An 18,968-nucleotide genomic window follows, 5' to 3' on the forward strand; every position below is an offset into this window, starting at 1 on the left:
ATGTATGTAACGGATGTGGAAACCACGAGAAGGATAGATCAGCGTGCCATGACGGAATACAGTATCCCGGGGATACTCCTCATGGATAATGCTGCACTGGCAGTGAAAAGACATCTGGATCTTGAGAAGGATTATTTTGTCATAGTCTGCGGTACAGGAAACAACGGTGGAGACGGATTGGCTCTGTCTTTGAAACTGAAAAACCTCGGCAAGGAAGTGGATGTTTTTCTAGCTTCCGAAAATAAGAAGCCGGAGGGCGATGCCGGAGTTTTTTATGAGATCGTCATGAAAAGCGGGATATCGCTTGAAATCATTTCAGATGAAGATCAGTTGTGGTCATTCATCGAGGCGTTAAAAGATGCGGATGTGGTTGTTGATGCACTCTTAGGAACGGGCATCAAAGGTGATGTCTCACCCTTATACGCTGCAGTAATCGACAGCATGAACGACTTCGCACCGAAGATCATTTCCGTCGATATACCCTCAGGTCTATCCGCAGACACAGGCATGCCCATGCCGGTTGCGGTTATCGCACATAGAACGGTGACTTTTGAAACCATCAAGAAAGGACTGATTTCCTACAGCGCTCTGCCCTATGTGGGGAAGCTCGCTGTTGAACCCATCGGTATTCCAGAAACGCTTCTGCAGGAAGAGATAAAACCTGTATATTTCACGGATCATCATGAAGCGGAAAAGCTGATTCCGGAGAGAGAACTCACAGGGCACAAGAATCACTACGGGCGTGTTCTCGTTGTAGCAGGTTCACGGGGATTTACCGGAGCTGCCATGCTGAGTTCTGAAGCTGCACTTGCCACAGGTTCAGGTCTTGTCACGCTCTGCTCTTATGATGAAACCATGCAGATCCTTGTTCCAAGGCTGACGGAGATCATGAGCCTTGACGAAGAGAACCTTGAAGAAGGAGTCGGAAAAGCCGATATCGTGGCGTTCGGACCTGGACTCGGAAATTCAGAAGAAACCTTTCAGCTTCTCCTGAGGGTCATAAAAACCCTTCAGGAAGAAGGTAAATCAGATTCCACTCTTGTCATTGATGCAGATGGCCTGAATGCCCTTGAGGGCAGAACTGAGATACTGAAGCCGCTCTGCTTCAATGTGGTGCTTACGCCCCACCCCGGAGAGATGGCAAGGCTTACGGGGAAATCAGTGAAAGAGATTGAAGATGACCGCATGGGGACAGCCAAGAGATTTGCGCAAGAGCATGATGTGATTGTGGTGCTCAAAGGGTATCGTACAGTAGTCACAGACGGCAGGACCGTAAACATCAACTCCACAGGATCTTCTGCCATGGCTCAGGGGGGAATGGGAGATGTACTCACGGGGATCATCGCCTCGCTTTCAGGTCAGGGCCTCAGTTCTTATGAGGCGGCCATTCTGGGCACATTTATCCATGGATGTATCGGTGATCAGCTGGCTCTTGAACGGTACAGTGTAAAAGCTTCCGAAATCATCGAAAATATTCCCTTCTATATGAAGAAGCTTCTTGAGAAGAGCAAGGGCTGATGTTCTGGAAGCTTAGGAGAAAAAAGAGGAATTACCCGGATGCCATATTGCTCAAAATATGCGATATTTAATGAATTCGGATATCGGATTATGTTAAGATAGAAGATGTATTAATTTTCAAAACATCCGTTAATCGGGAGAAAGGGGAACTCCACATATGATCATGAAGGATAAGATGAGGCCTTTATGGGCTGAGATCAGTCTGGATAATCTGATCTATAACATCAGAAACATCAAGAAACTTGTCGGGAAGAGCCGAATCATCGCCATTGTGAAAGCAGATGCCTATGGACATGGTGCAGCAGAGGTGGCTGAAACAATGATTGAGGCAGGGGCAGAAGGATTCGGTGTGGCCATCATCACTGAAGCTCTCCAGCTTCGAGAGAGTGGAATAACAAAACCGGTTCTTGTGCTCAGCTATACTCCGCCTGAGTTTTATATTGACGCTATAAATGAGGATATCGTACTTAACTGTCTTTCTTTTGACGATGCAGAAAAGCTGAGTGAAGCTGCAGGCAGACTGGGAAAGAAAGGAAAGATTCTGATTTCGCTAGATACAGGTATAAGCCGTGTAGGTTTTCAGCCCAACGAAGAAGGGATCCGTGAAATCATAAAGATCAGCAGACTGCCTCACATCGAGATGGACAGCATCTACACCCATTTTGCGTCGTCGGATTACAGAGACAAGACGCTCACAAACCTTCAGCTTAACCGGTATCATTATGCCATGGGAAGACTGAAGGAAGCGGGTGTGAACTTTTATCATGAACATGTTGCAAACAGTGCTGCCATTGTGGATATGGCAGAAACCTATCTTGAAAGTGTCAGACCGGGAATCATCATGTACGGATATCAGCCTTCCGATGAAGTGAAGAAGGAGAATCTGTCCTTAAAGCCTGTCATGAGCATCAAAGGCAAGATCATACAGCTGAAAACCGTACCGGAAGGAACGGGAATCAGCTACGGACACAGATATATCACTACACGTGAGAAAACAAAAATCGCTACGATACCCATCGGATATGCTGACGGTTATTTCAGGTCTCTATCCGGAAAAGCTCAGGTTATCGTAGGCGGGATTCTCTGTCCGCAGGTGGGATCTGTCTGTATGGATCATATTATGGTCGATGTATCGGAAGTGCCGGATGTCAAAGTCATGGATACGGTCATCATTATGGGCGAAGAAGGCAATGTATCCTTTACCGCCGATGATATCGCAAAGATTGCAGGAACAATACCTTATGAGGTGGTATGTGCTGTTTCTAAAAGAGTGCCTCGTATCTATGTAAGAAATGGAAAAGAGGTTCACAGGAAAACTTGAGTTTAGGAGTAAACATGAAAAAATATAAGGAATATATACTTATCACTTTTGGCTCAGCATTGGTGGCTCTTGCTATCCAATTATTTTTTGTGCCAAATCAGATCGCACCAGGTGGTGTTTCGGGTATCGGACTTGTCATGAATTCCCTGACACCGGGAATATCGGTCTCAACCTATGTCATCGGCCTCAATATTCTGCTGTTCCTTCTCGCCTTCAGACTTCTGGGCGGCGGATTCGGATTCAAGACGCTTTATGCCAGTTTTTCACTTTCCATCATCATGTGGGTCATCGAGAATGTGATCAGACCCGAAGCCATCACTGATGATCTTATGCTCTCCTCTATTCTGGGTATCCTTCTGTTAGGAACCGGACTGGGAATCGTGTTCAATCAGGACGCATCTACAGGGGGCACAGATATTCTGGCAAAAATTCTGAACAGATATATGAATCTCTCCATGGGGCTGTCCATGACCATCATCGATCTTATGGTCGTGGTTCTGGTGGCGTTTTTCTTCGGTCTCGAGAGAGGCCTTTATGCCGGCCTTGCCACTTTCCTTAACGGGATCGTCATCGACAGAGTGGTCGGCGGATTCAACGAGAAGAAGCAGGTATTCATCATCACCAGTGACAAGGACGAGGTGAAATCATTCATCGTAAATCATATCCAGCGTGGAGCAACCATATTCACGGGTGAAGGCGGATTTTCCGGAGCGGAAAACCACGTCATCTATACCGTGCTCTCCACCAAGGAATTCGTCACCCTTAAAACTTTTCTAAGAGAAGAACATCCTGATTCCTTCGTCACTGTAAGCAGCACCACTGAAGTGCTCGGACAGGGTTTCAGCATGCCAAAAAGAATCGTCAGCGCAAATTAGAACATCAGGAGGAAAGCCATGAAAGAAATAAGCAGACAGTTTACATTGAAAGATTTTGTTATGATCACCATAGGAATATTCTTAGTGGCTTTTGGTCTTCAGTACTTTCATATACCGAATAATATCGCAGCAGGCGGTGTTTCAGGTCTTGCAATCATCATCAACAGTTTTCTCGTTCAGGTTCCAGTGGGCATCATCATTCTGATTCTGAATCTCATTCTCTTTGCTGTCGCTTTTGTGACACTCGGGGGAGGCTTCGGCGCCAAGACTCTTTATGCTTCCTTCGGTCTTTCAGCCATCATGTGGCTCATGGAACTTCTTTTTCCACCCACTGTCTTGTCTGAAGATCTTTTCATCAACGCGGCTGTGGGCACCTTTGTCATCGGCATCGGTATGGCTATGGTTTTCAATTATGGTGCATCCACCGGCGGAACGGATATCCTTGCAAAGATCCTCAACAGGTATTTCCACGTGGATATCGGCAAGTCTCTTCTCATGGTTGATTTCATCATCGGACTTACAGGTGTTCTTACCTTCGGCATCACAGCAGGGCTTTATGCGTTGCTCTGTATTATCGTCAATGGCACACTGATCGACCGACTTATTGACGGATTCAATACCTCTAAAGAACTCATGATCATCAGTAAAAAAGAAGCAGAGATCATTAAGTTCATCATCGAGGAGCTGGACAAATCCTGTACAGTGCTCAGCGGATACGGAGGATATACTTCAGAAGATATTGACATTCTATATGTTATATTAAGTAGAAGGGATTACATAAGATTGCGAAGTTATATCAAAGAAATCGATCCGAGAGCATTTATTTCAGTGAACGAAGTCCATGAGGTTCTAGGAGAAGGCTTCACGGACATCAAACTCTGATTGACATCCAGGTGATATGTCAATAATCACTTTCTTCATAAAATCTTTACATGCTTGTGCCATAATGAGTACTCGTGAGGATAATAATTTACAGTTGAAAATGCACAGGTGCCAGACACTTAAGGAATAACGTGAAATTTTCATGGAATGAGAATGTCACAGGAATATGAACATTGGGAGATGTAAAATGATAGAGTTTAAAAATGTCACAAAAAAATACGACAACAACGTTGTCGCTCTGGAAGATATCAACGTTAAAATAGATTCAGGCGAGTTTGTATTTCTGGTTGGTGCAAGTGGAGCAGGAAAATCCACATTTGTTAAAATGCTTCTTAAGGAAGTGGAACCGACCAAGGGCGAAGTCACCGTGGGAAACAAGAATCTCAAAGGCGTAAGCCGAAAAGATGTTCCTTATTATCGAAGAAAAATCGGAATGGTCTTTCAGGATTACAGACTGATACCGACACTTAACGTTTATGAGAATGTCGCTTTTGCCATGCGAGTCATAGATGCCACACCGAAGGAAATCAGAAGAAGAGTGCCTATGGTCCTTGCTCTGGTTGGTCTTTCTGACCGTTCCAGAAGTTTCCCGAATGAACTGTCCGGTGGAGAACAGCAGAGAGTTTCTCTTGCAAGAGCCATTGCGAACAATCCGACACTTCTTATTGCAGATGAGCCTACAGGTAATCTTGATCCAGAGACTGCCAAAGATATCATGAGACTTCTTATGGATATCAACAAGGCCGGAACAACCATTCTGATGGCTACTCATGCCAAAGATATTGTGGATTCCAGCAAAAGAAGAGTAATTGCTCTGGAGAAGGGCAAGATTGTCAGAGACGAGAAGAAGGGCAGGTATGAATTCAATGCAGAAAATTAAGATGTTTTTCCTTGATGCCCTCAAGAGCCTCAAGAGAAATAGAACCATAACACTGGCAAGTATCATCACTGTATCGGCAACACTGTTTATATTTGGTGTATTCCTTCTTGTTGCACAGACCATCAACATGGGTGTGGAATCCGTAGAAGAAAAAGTTGAAATCAAAGCTTATCTTAATGATGAAATCACAACTCAGGAACAGAGCAATGTTGAAGCCGTCATCAATTCTGTGGAAGGCGTGAAGGAAGTTGTTTATGAAACCAAAGAAGAAGCCTTTGAGCAGTTCAAAGAGCGTCTTGGCGAAGACAATTCCATTCTTACAGGTTTCTCAGAAGAGAGAAACCCGCTTCCAAACTCCTTTGTCATCAGTCTTGATGAACCAGAGGCCGCGTTAAGGGTTGAAGAAGCTCTGACTGGAGTCAGAGGTGTGGAAGATATCGGTAATGAAAGAGAAACTGTCGAGAGAATCGTAGGACTGGCTAAACTCATCAGAACAATGGGTGTCGTCATATTCGTGATTCTTGTACTCGTATCGCTCTTCCTCATTTCCAATACCATCAAGCTGACAGTATACTCCAGAAGAAGAGAAATCGGAATCATGAAGTTCGTGGGAGCGACAGACTGGTTCATCAGATGGCCTTTCATCATAGAAGGTATGATTATGGGTGTCATCGGCGGAATTATGGCCTTTGGCGTTGTATACTTCGCTTACCGTCTGGTATATGCCGATGTGACCAAGAGCATGTTTTATGCTGAGCTTGTTACACCACAGTATATTCTCCAGAATTTCTCCTGGCAGTTCGGTATTGCAGGACTAGCCATAGGCGCACTTGGAAGTTTCATTGCACTGAAGAGATTCTTGGATGTATAATATTCTTGGAGGGTGATGACAGTGAATGATGACAGAGATAGAAAAGGGACCAGCAAACTGATAACGTTCATTCTGATTCTCATTGTAGGGGCAGGCTCATTTTTCGGAGGATCCATTTACGGATCCATAAACAGTGACAAGGTCATTGATCCGGGGTCTCCTGCAAATGCAGATTCTTCATTTGACAAACTCTATGAAGTCAGAGATGTTATTAACAGTCAATATTATCAGGATATCGATCAGGATGCTCTAGTTGAAGGAGCAATCAAAGGAATGGTCAATTCTGTCGGCGATCCTTACACAGTATTCTTCAATGAAGAAGAATATAAGGACTTCAATGACGATGGACAGGGAAATTACGTCGGTATAGGTGTCATCGTCGGGATAAAAGAAGATCGAATCGTTGTCATAACACCATTTGAAGGGTCACCTGCATTCAAGGCGGGCCTTCGATCCGGAGACTTCATTACAAAAGTCGAGGGTGTGGAATATAAGGGAACAGAGCTGGATAAAGCAGTTTCAGTGATCAAAGGTGAAGAAGGACAACCTGTCACCATTACCATCATGAGAGACGGTATCGAAGAGGATGTGACCATCGTCAGAGCAAGCATCACCATGGTGAATGTGGAATCTGAAATGCTGGAAGGCGACATCGCTCATGTGACCATGCTTCAGTTCAGCAATGATACAGCAAAACAGGTCAGAGAAGCTATGGAAGATCTGAAAAGTCAGGGTGCGAAAGGATATATCCTCGATTTGAGAGGGAATCCGGGCGGATTCCTGGATGAAGCAGTGGATGTAGCCTCCCTATTTGTAGAAAAGGACAAGACCATTCTCTATACCCTGGACAAGTATGACCAGAAAAAGGAATACCGTTCCAAGGGTGGAGATTTCATCGGTGAGCCTCTTGTGGTGCTCATCGACGAAGGAAGCGCTTCAGCTTCGGAAGTGGTCTCAGGAGCACTGAAGGACTACGATGCCGCAACACTTGTGGGTCAGAAATCCTTCGGTAAGGGTATTGTGCAGATGGTATTTGAAGTGGGTGACAATGAAGGGGTCAAAGTGACCGTTTCCTCCTACTACTCACCAAATGGAATCAATATTCACGGCGAAGGGATCGTTCCTGATGTGGAAGTTCTGATTCCCGAAGGCACAGAAGCGCCGCTGACCATAGAAAATGATACACAGTTACAGAAAGCTGTAGAGGTTCTCAGAGACCAGATACAGTAAAAGAAAGAGGATGAAGTATGTTTGTGGAAATCCTTAACGGATATTTCAGTATGTTTTATTCTCCGCAGATATTAATCCTGATCATTCTTGTACTCGTGTTCTACTTTCAGAATATACGAGAAGCAGGACTAAGAAGAATAGTACTAGGGGAAAGTGAAGACTCTCCCCTAGTTTTGACTTTTTATCAGCTGATTTATGGTCTTGCAGGAGGACTGATCATCAGTTTACTGGCCGGTCTGCTGGATATTGCATTTGTTTCCTATATGGAAGTGCAGCTTATCTTTATGCTGACCGTATTTTCAGTGACCCGATTTTCAAAGTATGTCAATGTCGGAATCAATGTTCTGGCGATATTTCTCTTGGCGTTTCTTTTGGACAGAGAAATCATCCCTACCCTTGATCTGATCAATCTCTATCTGTTTATCGGACTATCCCATACTGTTCATGGGCTTTTGATGCTCATGGACAGAAAAAGGGGTTTTGTGCCTGTACTCTTTTCCAGTCAGAGTGTCATACGAGGGGGCTTCCGAATCAAAAAGACCTACCTTGTTCCCTCTGCAGCAGGTTTTTATGCCATGACCGGAAGCATACTTGGGACATCGGTATTCTACCTCAGTCTGATTCAGCTGTTTGCGGTCAATGAGACGGTAATGACGTTCAGCAAAAAACAGGCCATCAAAGCGCTGAGCAGCATCAGAATCTTCATAGGGACACTGATTCTTCTGATTTCTTATGTAGTGAGCTTTAATATCACTTTCATCTACCTTCTGATTCCTCTGGTTCCCGTTCTTCTCTTTTCGGAAAGAATGGTTTTCGCCTATCTTGAATCAAGGCGTCCACCTTACTATGTATCGGATGAGGAAAGTATCGTTGTTCTTGAAGTGAGGGAGAATACCCCTGCATTTCAGTCAGGACTTCGTTCGGGTAACCGCATACTGTCTTTTGACGGCAGAGAAAAACCTTCTTACAGATCACTTCTGTCCTTTATGGGTACGCTGCATTATGAGAGAGGAATAAACCTCACTGTACGGGATGAAAATGATGAGGAGAAGGATATAGCATTCAGAATCATGCCGGGAACGAGCACAGGGATCATTATTGTACCTCCAGCAGGTGAAATCGTTCTGCCTTCCAAGGAGAAACCGTAGAAATTAAAGGTGTATTAACAATAAATGAACATATGTACTTATTAGGGGTTAAGGGTTATAATAGACAGGTAACGAAAAAGAAGAGGTGAGCGAAATGGAAGGAACCTTCAAGATCGAATCCAGGTTCAAACCTACAGGAGATCAGCCTGATGCCATCAATAAACTGGTGGATTCCATAAACAGCGGCAACTCTGGACAGACGCTTCTTGGTGTCACCGGATCGGGTAAGACCTTTACCATGGCAAACATCATCGAAAGAACCCAGAGACCGACCTTGGTCCTTGCACACAATAAAACTCTGGCTGCACAGCTGTGCTCGGAGTTTAGAGAGTTCTTCCCTGATAGTGCTGTAGAGTACTTTGTTTCCTATTATGACTACTATCAGCCTGAAGCGTATGTTGCGCAGACAGATACCTATATAGAGAAGGATTCATCCATAAATGATGAAATCGACAAGCTGAGGCACTCTGCTACCGCAGCTTTATTTGAACGCCGTGATGTCATCATCGTGGCTTCTGTTTCGTGTATCTATGGACTGGGTAATCCTGATGAGTACAGGAACCTGTCCATCTCTTTGAGACCCGGTATGCAGAAGGACAGGGATGAGGTCATCAGAAGACTGGTGGAGATCCAGTACGAGCGCAATGACATCGATTTTTCAAGAGGTACCTTCAGAGTCCGTGGAGACATCATCGATGTCATTCCGGCCAATGAAACGGCTAAAGGGGTTCGTGTGGAGTTCTTCGGAGACGAAATTGACCGCATCAGGGAATTTGATGTCCTGACAGGGGAAATCCTCCATGAACTTTCGCATACCATATTCTTTCCTGCCTCTCACTTTGCCACATCCTATGACAATCTCCAGAGGGCAATCAAGGTCATTGAAGAAGAGCTTGAAGACCGCATAAAAGAGCTGAACAGCCAGGACAAGCTTCTGGAAGCGCAGAGACTGAGACAGAGAACAAATTTTGATATCGAGATGATGCTGGAGATGGGTTACTGCTCCGGAATAGAGAACTATTCTAGGATTCTTGACGGAAGACCGCCTAATACGCCTCCGAAGACGCTCATCGATTATTTTCCTGATGATTTTCTCATGTTCATCGATGAAAGTCATGTGACCCTACCACAGCTGAGAGCCATGTATGCAGGAGACCGTTCCCGTAAGGAAAATCTTGTGGAATACGGATTCAGGCTGCCCTCGGCATTTGATAACAGACCGCTCAAGTTTCAGGAATTTGAGGAGAAAGTAAAACAGGTTCTGTTTGTCTCCGCTACACCATCTGTTTATGAAAAGGAACATTCTGCAGTAACGGCAGAGCAGATCATAAGACCGACTGGTCTTCTGGATCCGGAGGTCATCATAAAACCGGTGACCGGGCAGATTGATGACTTATACGGTGAAATCAATAAAACAGTGGAAAAGGGATTCAGGGTACTCATCACGACCCTGACCAAGCGGATGGCAGAAGACCTCACCAAGTACTTTAAAGAGCTGAGGGTGAAAGTGACCTATATGCATTCAGATATCGACACCATGGAAAGAATGAGAATCATAAGAGACTTGAGACTCGGTGAAGTCGATGTTCTTGTAGGAATCAATCTTTTAAGAGAAGGTCTGGATATTCCCGAAGTTGCACTGGTTGCCATACTTGATGCGGATAAGGAAGGATTCCTGAGATCTGAAACATCGCTCATACAGACCATAGGACGTGCCGCACGTAACAGTGAAAGCAAAGTCATACTTTATGCGGACAGAATAACGAAATCCATGGAAAAAGCCATGGCAGAAACTGAGCGAAGAAGAAAGGTGCAGAAAGAGTACAATACCCAGCATGATATTACGCCTACAACCATAATGAAAGACATCCGGAGTGTGCTTGAAATCACTCAGATTGCAGATGAGATCACGGAGTTTGAATCCTTGGAGGATGCTGTAAAATACAATAAAGACAATCTTGAAAAGACCATCAAAAAACTGGAGATGGATATGTATAAAGCATCCAAGGAACTGGAGTTTGAAAAAGCTGCGTTTATCCGTGATGAAATCGCCAAATTGAAGAAAGAACTCATCAGAAACAGTAAGGGTTAAAAAAGGATCAGAAGACAGGAGAGAAAATGAAGAATATAGTGATCAAAGGTGCAAAAGTCAATAATTTGAAGAATATCAGTCTGGAGATTCCGCGAGACAAATTCGTGGTACTCACAGGGTTATCAGGATCAGGGAAGTCCTCTCTCGCTTTTGACACCCTTTATGCTGAGGGGCAGAGAAGGTATGTTGAGTCTCTTTCTTCCTATGCAAGACAGTTTCTTGGACAGATGGACAAGCCGGATGTGGAATCCATAGAAGGATTGAGTCCTTCCATAGCCATCGATCAGAAAACCACATCCAAAAATCCGAGATCTACTGTAGGTACCGTCACAGAAATCTATGATTATCTGAGGCTTCTTTATGCAAGAGTCGGTGTGCCCCACTGCCCCATATGCGGAAAAGAAATCTCCTCCCAGAGCGTAGACCAGATGGTGGACAAGATTCTGGAACTGCCCGAGAAAACCAGGGTGCAGATCCTGGCCCCGATGATCCGTGGAAAGAAAGGCGAACATGAGAAGGTTTTTGAGACCATCAAGAAAGCCGGATATGTAAGAGCAAGAATCGACGGGACAATTGTGGACATTTCCGAGGAAGAAGTGAATCTGAAGAAGACTCTGAAGCATGATGTCGAAGCGGTTATCGACAGACTGGTCATCCGTGAAGATATTAAAGGAAGGTTGTCGGAATCTCTGGAGCAGGCCCTCAAGCTTGGCGAGGGAACTGTAGTGGTCAGCATAATTGATGGTGAAGATATGATCTTCTCCGAAAAGTTTGCCTGTCCTGAACATAATATCGGTATCGAGGAGCTTGAACCAAGACTCTTCTCCTTCAATGCGCCATACGGAAAATGCGAGCATTGTGACGGGCTGGGTACACTTCTGGAAATCGATGAGGACCTGGTCATTCCGGACAGAAACAAGAGTGTTCTTGATGGTGCATTTGCATCCTGGGGAGACGGAAGACTGAAGGAAGATTCCTGGACCTATGGCATTCTCCAGGCGCTGTCCAAGAAATATAAATTTGACCTCAAGACACCCATAAAGGATCTTCCGGAGGACATTCTGAATATCCTTCTCTACGGAACCCGGGGTGTGAAGCTGAAGGTTTTCTATACCAAGAACTACTCTCGTGGAGAATACAACTATGCCTACGAAGGTGAAATCAATAACCTGAAGAGAAGATACATGGAGAGCAGCTCAGACTACATCAAAGGTGAAATCGAGCAGTTCATGAGCAGTAATCCCTGTCCGACATGCAATGGAGCAAGGCTGAAACCTGAAGTGCTGTCCGTCACCTTAGCTGGAAAGAACATCTATGAATTTACTAAAATGAGCATCTCGGATGCCCTGAAATTCATCGAAGCCTACAAGCCTTCTGAGAGAGAGATTAAAATCGGAGAGCAGATCATAAGAGAAGTGCAGGCAAGGCTGAGCTTCCTTGTGAATGTCGGTCTTGATTATCTTGATCTTGCCCGTAATTCTGGAACACTTTCCGGGGGTGAAGCCCAGAGAATAAGGCTTGCTACACAGATCGGCTCTTCTCTAATGGGTGTTCTCTACATCCTTGATGAGCCTTCCATCGGACTCCATCAGAGAGACAACGATAAGCTCATCGAAACACTGAAGAAGCTTAGAGACAACGGTAACACACTCATTGTGGTTGAACATGATGAGGATACCATAAGAAATGCGGATTATGTAGTGGACATCGGACCTGGAGCGGGTGAACATGGCGGTGAAGTCGTGGCCAAGGGAACCGTAAAGCAGATCATGAAATCGAAAAAAAGCATCACCGCAAAATATCTCACAGGAGAAATGAAGATCGAAGTGCCTGAAACCAGAAGAAAGGGCGACGGCTCCAAGATCACGGTGGTAGGAGCAAAAGAGAACAATCTGAAGAACCTCACAGTGGACTTTCCGCTGAGAGAACTCGTGGCGGTAACAGGGGTATCCGGTTCAGGTAAATCCACTTTAGTCAATGAGATCCTCTATAAAGCTGTTCACCGTAAGGTCAATAAGGCAAGAATACTCCCGGGAAGACATGAAAGCGTGACAGGAATCGAAAACATCGATAAAATCATCGACATCGATCAGAGCCCGATAGGAAGAACGCCTAGATCGAATCCTGCAACCTATACCGGAGTCTTCGACAGAATCAGAGAACTTTATGCCAATACACCTGAGGCAAAGGCAAGAGGGTACAAACCCGGCAGATTCTCCTTCAACGTCAAAGGTGGACGCTGTGAAGCCTGCACTGGGGACGGAATCATCAAGATCGAGATGCAGTTTCTTTCCGATGTCTATGTGCCCTGCGAGGTCTGTAAGGGTAAGAGATATAACCGTGAAACTCTGGAAGTCAAATACAAGGGACAGAGCATAGCGGATATTCTGGATATGACGGTTGAAGAAGCGAACAAGTTCTTCGAGAACCTGCCAAGAATCCACAGAAAAATCACAACACTCATGGACGTGGGTATGGGCTATGTCAAGATGGGACAGCCATCAACGCAGCTCTCAGGTGGTGAAGCCCAACGTATCAAGCTTGCCTTTGAGCTTTCCAAGGTGAGTACAGGGCAGACCCTGTATATCCTGGATGAACCGACCACAGGACTGCATACTGATGATGTGAAGAGACTCAATGAGATTCTTCAGAGACTGGTATCTGCGGGTAATTCCATCATCGTCATTGAACATAATCTGGACATCATAAAGTCTGCGGATTATATCATCGATCTTGGACCTGAAGGTGGAGATAAGGGCGGAAGCATAATTGCCATAGGTACCCCTGAAGAAGTCGCCATGAACGAATCCTCCTACACAGGAATGTATCTGAAGAAAATGCTGGTTTAGTCAGAATTTCGACTCCGTTTAGTAATGCCCTTACGGGAGACTGAACGGAGTGTTATTCTATAAGGGGAACTGCAGCCAGTCGTTTTCTGTATTAACCGAACTAAATGGTATAGAATAGAATCAGATAACAGCCTACTTTATTCAGAAATGGCACCTATCTTTCCATCATAGATTAAGGTGGTATTCAAACAAAATTAATCTTTTAAAGGTAAAATGGTATAAATCTGAAATTATCGGGAGGGAATTATGGATATTGAAAGATTCATTGGTCTTGCCTTTACGGGCTTTTTCGTCATCATACTATTTTTTATCATCATACGATCATTATTTCTGATGTCCAGAGATATGGACAGCGTAGAAGAAGTAAAGGAAAAGAGTCTCAGACTGACCATTCTGAAGTCAGGTGAGAACAGAAATCTCAAGGAAGGTGCAGTGATCAGTATCGTAAACGAAACGACATTCGGACGAAAGAACGACAATACTGTAGTCCTCACAGATCCTTATGTTTCCGGATACCATTTCAGGATTTTCCCGAAGGAAGGCAGATTTGTCATCGAAGACAATCAGTCGACAAACGGCACACTTCTTAATGGAGAAAAGCTTGAAATGAAGACCTATCTGAAGAAAGAAGACATCATTAAGGTGGGTAATCTCACACTTAAAGTGAATGTCTCCTAGGAGGAATTTATGAAAGATTCAAAAATCAGGATGCTGACACCGATTTTTCTTTTGACATTCGGTATGTTTTTCAACATAGCACTTTTTCAGCCGGTATTCGATATCGGTGCACTGATCATGGCCGGCGTCATGTGTGTTCTGATCGCCTACGCTCACTTTGTGGTCAATAAATTTTTCCCCGGCGGGGATAAATTTCTGGTCACCTTCGTTTCGGTTCTGCCGGTCATCGGTATAGCCGTACTCTATAGACTTGATCCGGGCATTGCGGTAAAGCAGGTTCTGTGGTTCATCATCGGAATCAGTGCTTATATCGCGCTTGTCATCATTCTGCCGGACCTTAAGCGTTTTGCAAAGTTCAAGTACCTGTACCTTGCCGGTACAGTGATATTTATGGCTATGGCCACCTTTATCGGCGTAACCCGATTCGGTGCGAAGAACTGGGTGGATCTGGGCTTTATCTCGTTCCAGCCTTCTGAATTCGGAAAGATCTTCTTCGTGTTCTATCTTGCGAGCAGTCTGAAGAACTTCTCGGATCTTAAATCACTCATCGAACCGGGAATCATCGTACTTCTGTCCATCGGATTCATGGTGCTGCAGAGAGACCTGGGTTCAGCGATGATCTTTTCATTTATCGCCATCGCCATGATTTTTGCCGCAACGTCCAAGGTGAAGTATCTGCTTGCATCCTTCGGAGTAGCGTCGGTGGGCGCTGTTGCAAGCTATGCACTGTTTCCGCACATCAGAAGACGTGTGATGATCTGGAGAAAACCATGGGAATATGCCAGCAATGAAAGCTATCAGATCGTTCAGGGTCTTTATGCTATGGCATCGGGAGGACTTTTCGGTCAGGGACTTGGTAACGGATCACCGGAATATATCCCTGTAAGGGAGTCTGACTATATCTTTGCAGTAATCGTCGAGGAACTGGGGATGATCTTTTCCTTCGGAATACTCATCATCTACTTCCTCATGTTTTATCGTAACATCAGAAGCGCATTGAAGGCGAAATCGACCTTTACTTCGCTGCTTGGTGTCGGATTCTCGGTAATGATCGCCATGCAGGTCATCGTCATCATCGGTGGCGTGCTCAATATGATTCCGCTTACAGGTATCACTCTGCCGCTCATCAGCTATGGGGGTACTTCCATGCTGACCATATTCTTCAGTTTAGGAATCATCCAGAAGATTTCAGAGGAGGCATAACATCATGAGAGATGAAAAAAGAAAGATTGCACTGAACAAGAACATCAAGATCATCTCCGGAGTGATTTTGACCCTCTTCATTGCAATTATGGGTTATATGCTCTATTTTCAGGCTGTTTTGGCTGAAGATATTGCAGCAAGACCAGGTAATGTGAGAGCTGCGGTAGAAAGAAACCGTGTGCTCAGAGGAACGATATATGACCGAAACGGTTCCATTCTCTCAAAGAGTGAGAGACAGGACAATGAAAGTCAGAAGAGAATCTATCAGGGTGGAGCACCCTTTGCACAGGCGCTTGGATATGCCACAAAATCTGTCGTCACCGGACTTGAAAATATTATGGACAAGACACTGGTCACGGACGAATTTGAGATGAACATCAGCAGAAACAACTTCCTTGAAGTGCTGAAGGATCCCACATCAATCATTCACCGGACAAAGGTGGGAAACAATGTCATCACCACCCTGGACACGGAACTTCAGAAAAAAGCCTATGAACTTCTGGGTGATGCCCTTGGCAGCTCAGGTTCCATTGTGGCTCTGAATCCGAAAACCGGTGAAGTCCTTGCCATGGTCAATCGCCCAAGTTATGATCCGAACAATCTGGATCAGATCTATGAAGAACTCAATAAGAAGGGCGGAGATGAAGGGGTATTCGTCAACAAGGCTGCCCGTTCAAGATATGCTCCCGGATCGACCTTCAAGATCATCACCCTTATAGCAGCTCTCGAAAATATCGACGGCGTTGAAGAGAGGATCTTCGAAGACAAGGGTAAGCTCGATGTTAAGGCAGGTGTAGCTATACCTAACGTCAACGGGAATATCTACGGCAGGATCAATCTGGAAGAAGCGTTTTCCGTTTCCTCCAATGTTGTCTTCGGGGGGCTTGCCATCGAACTTGGTGGAGATAAGCTTGCCGACGTAGCTAGCCGATTCGGCTTCAACAAGGAGCTTTCCTTCAAGGGCATCAATATCGGAAACAGCACCATAACGCCCCACAGTAAAAATGATGACGGACTTCTGGCTCAGACCGGTATCGGACAGGGTGAGGTCGGTACAAATCCACTTCAGATGGCCATGGTGGCAGCAGCCATCGCAAACGACGGCAGACTGATGTCTCCAAGGCTCATCAATGCTGTTCAGCGTTATGACGGCACAACAAAGGAAACCTATGAACCTGAACTTTATCAGACGGTTGCCAACATCGGAACCGCTCAGACCGTAAAAGCCTACATGAAGAACAATGTGGATTCATCCAAATCAGATGTCATGAAGGTGCTCTCTGGAATCCGTGGAGCCGGGAAAACAGGAACTGCCCAGGATAAATATGTCCTCACCAGCGGTGAGGAAAAAGCCGTCATCAATTCCTGGTTCGTCGGATTTGCTCCGTTTGAAGATCCTGAAATCGCCATTTCAGTAGTTGTACTGGACGGCGGATCAGGTGGAGGAAAAGCTGCTGCCATCGCAACAGAACTTATGAAATGGTACACAGAGAACAGGTGATAAAGTGTTTGATTTAGAATATCAGCTTGGTATACTTCCGGATAACCCCGGAGTATACCTGATGAAAAACAGCTTGGGTGAAATTATCTATGTAGGTAAGGCCAAGAATTTAAAAAAGAGAGTAAAATCATACTTTCAGAATACAAAAAACCATTCGGAAAAGACCCGGGTGATGGTGAGTAAAGTCGCTGAATTCGAGTACATCATCACAGACAGCGAAATGGAAGCGCTGATCCTGGAGATGAATCTCATCAAGAAGCACAGTCCAAGATACAATGTGCTGCTCAAGGACGACAAGCATTTTCCGTTCATCAAGATTACGACCAATGAAGATTTTCCGAGGGTATATGTCACAAGAAACTACGCAAGGGACGGGAACCGTTATTTCGGTCCTTTCACAGATGTCACGGCAGTCTATGAAACCCTGGATACGATAAAGAAAATATATCCTATAAGGACCTGCAGAAGAGTGATTACAGAGTTCGGGGAAAGGACAAAGCCCTGCCTGAACTATCATCTAGGACTCTGCAAGGCGCCTTGTGCAGGCTACATATCCAAACAGGAATACGCAGCGATGATTGAGGATATCATCAGTCTGCTTGAGGGAAGAGACGTCAAGATCAAGAAATCCCTCAAAGAAGAAATGATCGCAGCTTCGGAAAAACTTGATTTTGAGCGCGCAGCTCATCTTAGAGATAAGCTTTATGCCATTGAGAAAACCGTACAGAAGCAGAAAGTGTTCACAAGACGACTGGATGATGAAGATTTCATCGGTATATTCAAGGATGAGGAGGATGTTTCCGTTCAGGTGTTCAATGTCCGGGATGGAAAGCTTGTGGGCAGAGAACACTATATTCTGGAAGGTTTCGCCAAGGAAGAAGATCCGGTGATTCTCACAGATTTCATCAAGAGCTATTACAGCGGAACAGCCTTCATTCCCAAAAAGATCTACACGCGCATCGATCTTGAAGATGAGGTGCTTGTAAGCTGGCTGAGTATGAGAAGAGGAAAGAACGCCTCACTCAGCTCGCCCAAAAGAGGCGATAAGCTCAATATGCTGGGTCTTGCGGAAAGCAATGCCAGGGCGACCATTGAGCAGTTCAAGCAGAAGATACTCAGTGAATATGAGACCAGCAGCCAAGCCATCACCCAGCTCGGTACACTCCTTGAGCTGGATGAAATTCCTCAGAGAATCGAAGCCTACGACATCTCAAATATCCAAGGAGTAGACTCGGTGGGCACAATGATCGTCTATGAGCGGAACAAGTTCAAGAAAAGCGACTACAGAAGATTCAAGATCAGAACCGTCACCGGTGCAAACGACTATGATTCCATGAGAGAGATCCTCACAAGAAGATTCAAGAGAGGTCTTGAAGAAATCAGAGAGATTCAGGAACGAAAGCTGGATTACACCGGCGGAAAATTCTCGATCTTCCCGGACCTCATCATCATGGACGGTGGAAAGGGGCAGGTGAATATCGCTCTGGAAGTCATGAAAGAGCTGAATCTTGAGATTCCGGTCATGGGTCTTGTCAAAGACAATAACCACAGAACCCGTGGAATCATCTATATGAACAGAGAGTATGGTCTGAGAGAGCTCAGTGAAGCGAGAAATCTTCTGATCAGAATTCAGGATGAGGTGCACAGGTTCGCCATCACCTATCACAGGACACTTCGCGACAAGAGGACACTTCACTCTATTCTGGAAGATATTCCAAGGGTCGGAGAGAGGAGAAGAAAGAATCTGATGGTGAAATTCGGATCCATCGATGCCATAAGAGAAGCATCTTTTGAGGAGCTCATGAAGACCCCGTCCGTTGATAAAGAGACAGCAAGGAGCATCTATACCTATTTCCATGGGAACAGCGAAGATAAGGTGAAGCATGAAGACAGGCATCAGGATGAAGAAGTCTGATAGAT

Annotated in this window: 14 protein-coding genes; all 14 read left to right on the forward strand. The window is 45.1% G+C overall.

Translation table 11 applies throughout. From position 1 onward, the window contains the following. Window positions 1-1,518 (forward strand): NAD(P)H-hydrate dehydratase, encoded by a 1,518-nt coding sequence (locus RTX25_RS09580; protein ID WP_312653104.1) that lies wholly within the window; start codon window positions 1-3, stop codon window positions 1,516-1,518. 157 nt (window positions 1,519-1,675) lie between these two features. Then, entirely contained in the window at window positions 1,676-2,839 is a 1,164-nt protein-coding gene (gene alr, locus RTX25_RS09585; protein WP_312653105.1) for an alanine racemase, read from the forward strand. Between the two features lie 14 nt (window positions 2,840-2,853). Further along, window positions 2,854-3,714 carry a YitT family protein gene (locus RTX25_RS09590; protein WP_312653106.1) on the forward strand — a complete coding sequence of 287 codons (861 nt, stop codon included), beginning with the start codon at window positions 2,854-2,856 and terminating at the stop codon, window positions 3,712-3,714. 18 nt (window positions 3,715-3,732) lie between these two features. Beyond that, window positions 3,733-4,596, forward strand: a complete 864-nt coding sequence (locus RTX25_RS09595) for a YitT family protein (RefSeq protein ID WP_312653108.1) — start codon at window positions 3,733-3,735, stop codon at window positions 4,594-4,596. Between the two features lie 187 nt (window positions 4,597-4,783). Then, window positions 4,784-5,476 (forward strand): cell division ATP-binding protein FtsE, encoded by a 693-nt coding sequence (ftsE, locus tag RTX25_RS09600; protein ID WP_312653110.1) that lies wholly within the window; start codon window positions 4,784-4,786, stop codon window positions 5,474-5,476. Beyond that, a complete protein-coding gene (gene ftsX, locus RTX25_RS09605; RefSeq protein WP_312653112.1) occupies window positions 5,463-6,347 on the forward strand; it encodes a permease-like cell division protein FtsX in 885 nt (294 codons plus the stop codon). Before ftsE ends, ftsX begins: the two co-directional genes overlap by 14 nt. 21 nt (window positions 6,348-6,368) lie before the next feature. After that, entirely contained in the window at window positions 6,369-7,577 is a 1,209-nt protein-coding gene (locus tag RTX25_RS09610) for a S41 family peptidase (protein ID WP_312653114.1), read from the forward strand. Window positions 7,578-7,594: 17 nt separating this feature from the next. After that, the gene (locus tag RTX25_RS09615; protein ID WP_312653116.1) at window positions 7,595-8,725 is read left to right on the forward strand and encodes a PDZ domain-containing protein; all 1,131 of its coding nucleotides are present in this window, start codon (window positions 7,595-7,597) and stop codon (window positions 8,723-8,725) included. Window positions 8,726-8,819: 94 nt separating this feature from the next. Further along, window positions 8,820-10,817 (forward strand): excinuclease ABC subunit UvrB, encoded by a 1,998-nt coding sequence (gene uvrB / locus RTX25_RS09620; protein ID WP_312653118.1) that lies wholly within the window; start codon window positions 8,820-8,822, stop codon window positions 10,815-10,817. Window positions 10,818-10,843: 26 nt separating this feature from the next. Continuing rightward, window positions 10,844-13,666, forward strand: coding sequence for an excinuclease ABC subunit UvrA (gene uvrA / locus RTX25_RS09625; protein WP_312653120.1), 2,823 nt, complete (start codon window positions 10,844-10,846; stop codon window positions 13,664-13,666). Between the two features lie 246 nt (window positions 13,667-13,912). Continuing rightward, window positions 13,913-14,344 carry an FHA domain-containing protein gene (locus RTX25_RS09630; protein ID WP_312653122.1) on the forward strand — a complete coding sequence of 144 codons (432 nt, stop codon included), beginning with the start codon at window positions 13,913-13,915 and terminating at the stop codon, window positions 14,342-14,344. A gap of 9 nt (window positions 14,345-14,353) precedes the next feature. Then, a complete protein-coding gene (locus tag RTX25_RS09635; protein WP_312653124.1) occupies window positions 14,354-15,547 on the forward strand; it encodes an FtsW/RodA/SpoVE family cell cycle protein in 1,194 nt (397 codons plus the stop codon). 4 nt (window positions 15,548-15,551) lie between these two features. Continuing rightward, window positions 15,552-17,048, forward strand: coding sequence for a penicillin-binding transpeptidase domain-containing protein (locus RTX25_RS09640; RefSeq protein ID WP_312653126.1), 1,497 nt, complete (start codon window positions 15,552-15,554; stop codon window positions 17,046-17,048). A 4-nt stretch (window positions 17,049-17,052) separates the two neighbouring features. Further along, window positions 17,053-18,963, forward strand: coding sequence for an excinuclease ABC subunit UvrC (uvrC, locus tag RTX25_RS09645; RefSeq protein ID WP_312653128.1), 1,911 nt, complete (start codon window positions 17,053-17,055; stop codon window positions 18,961-18,963). Window positions 18,964-18,968: the final 5 nt, after the last annotated feature.

Source organism: Proteiniclasticum sp. (assembly GCF_032054185.1).
Classification (GTDB): domain Bacteria; phylum Bacillota; class Clostridia; order Clostridiales; family Clostridiaceae; genus Proteiniclasticum.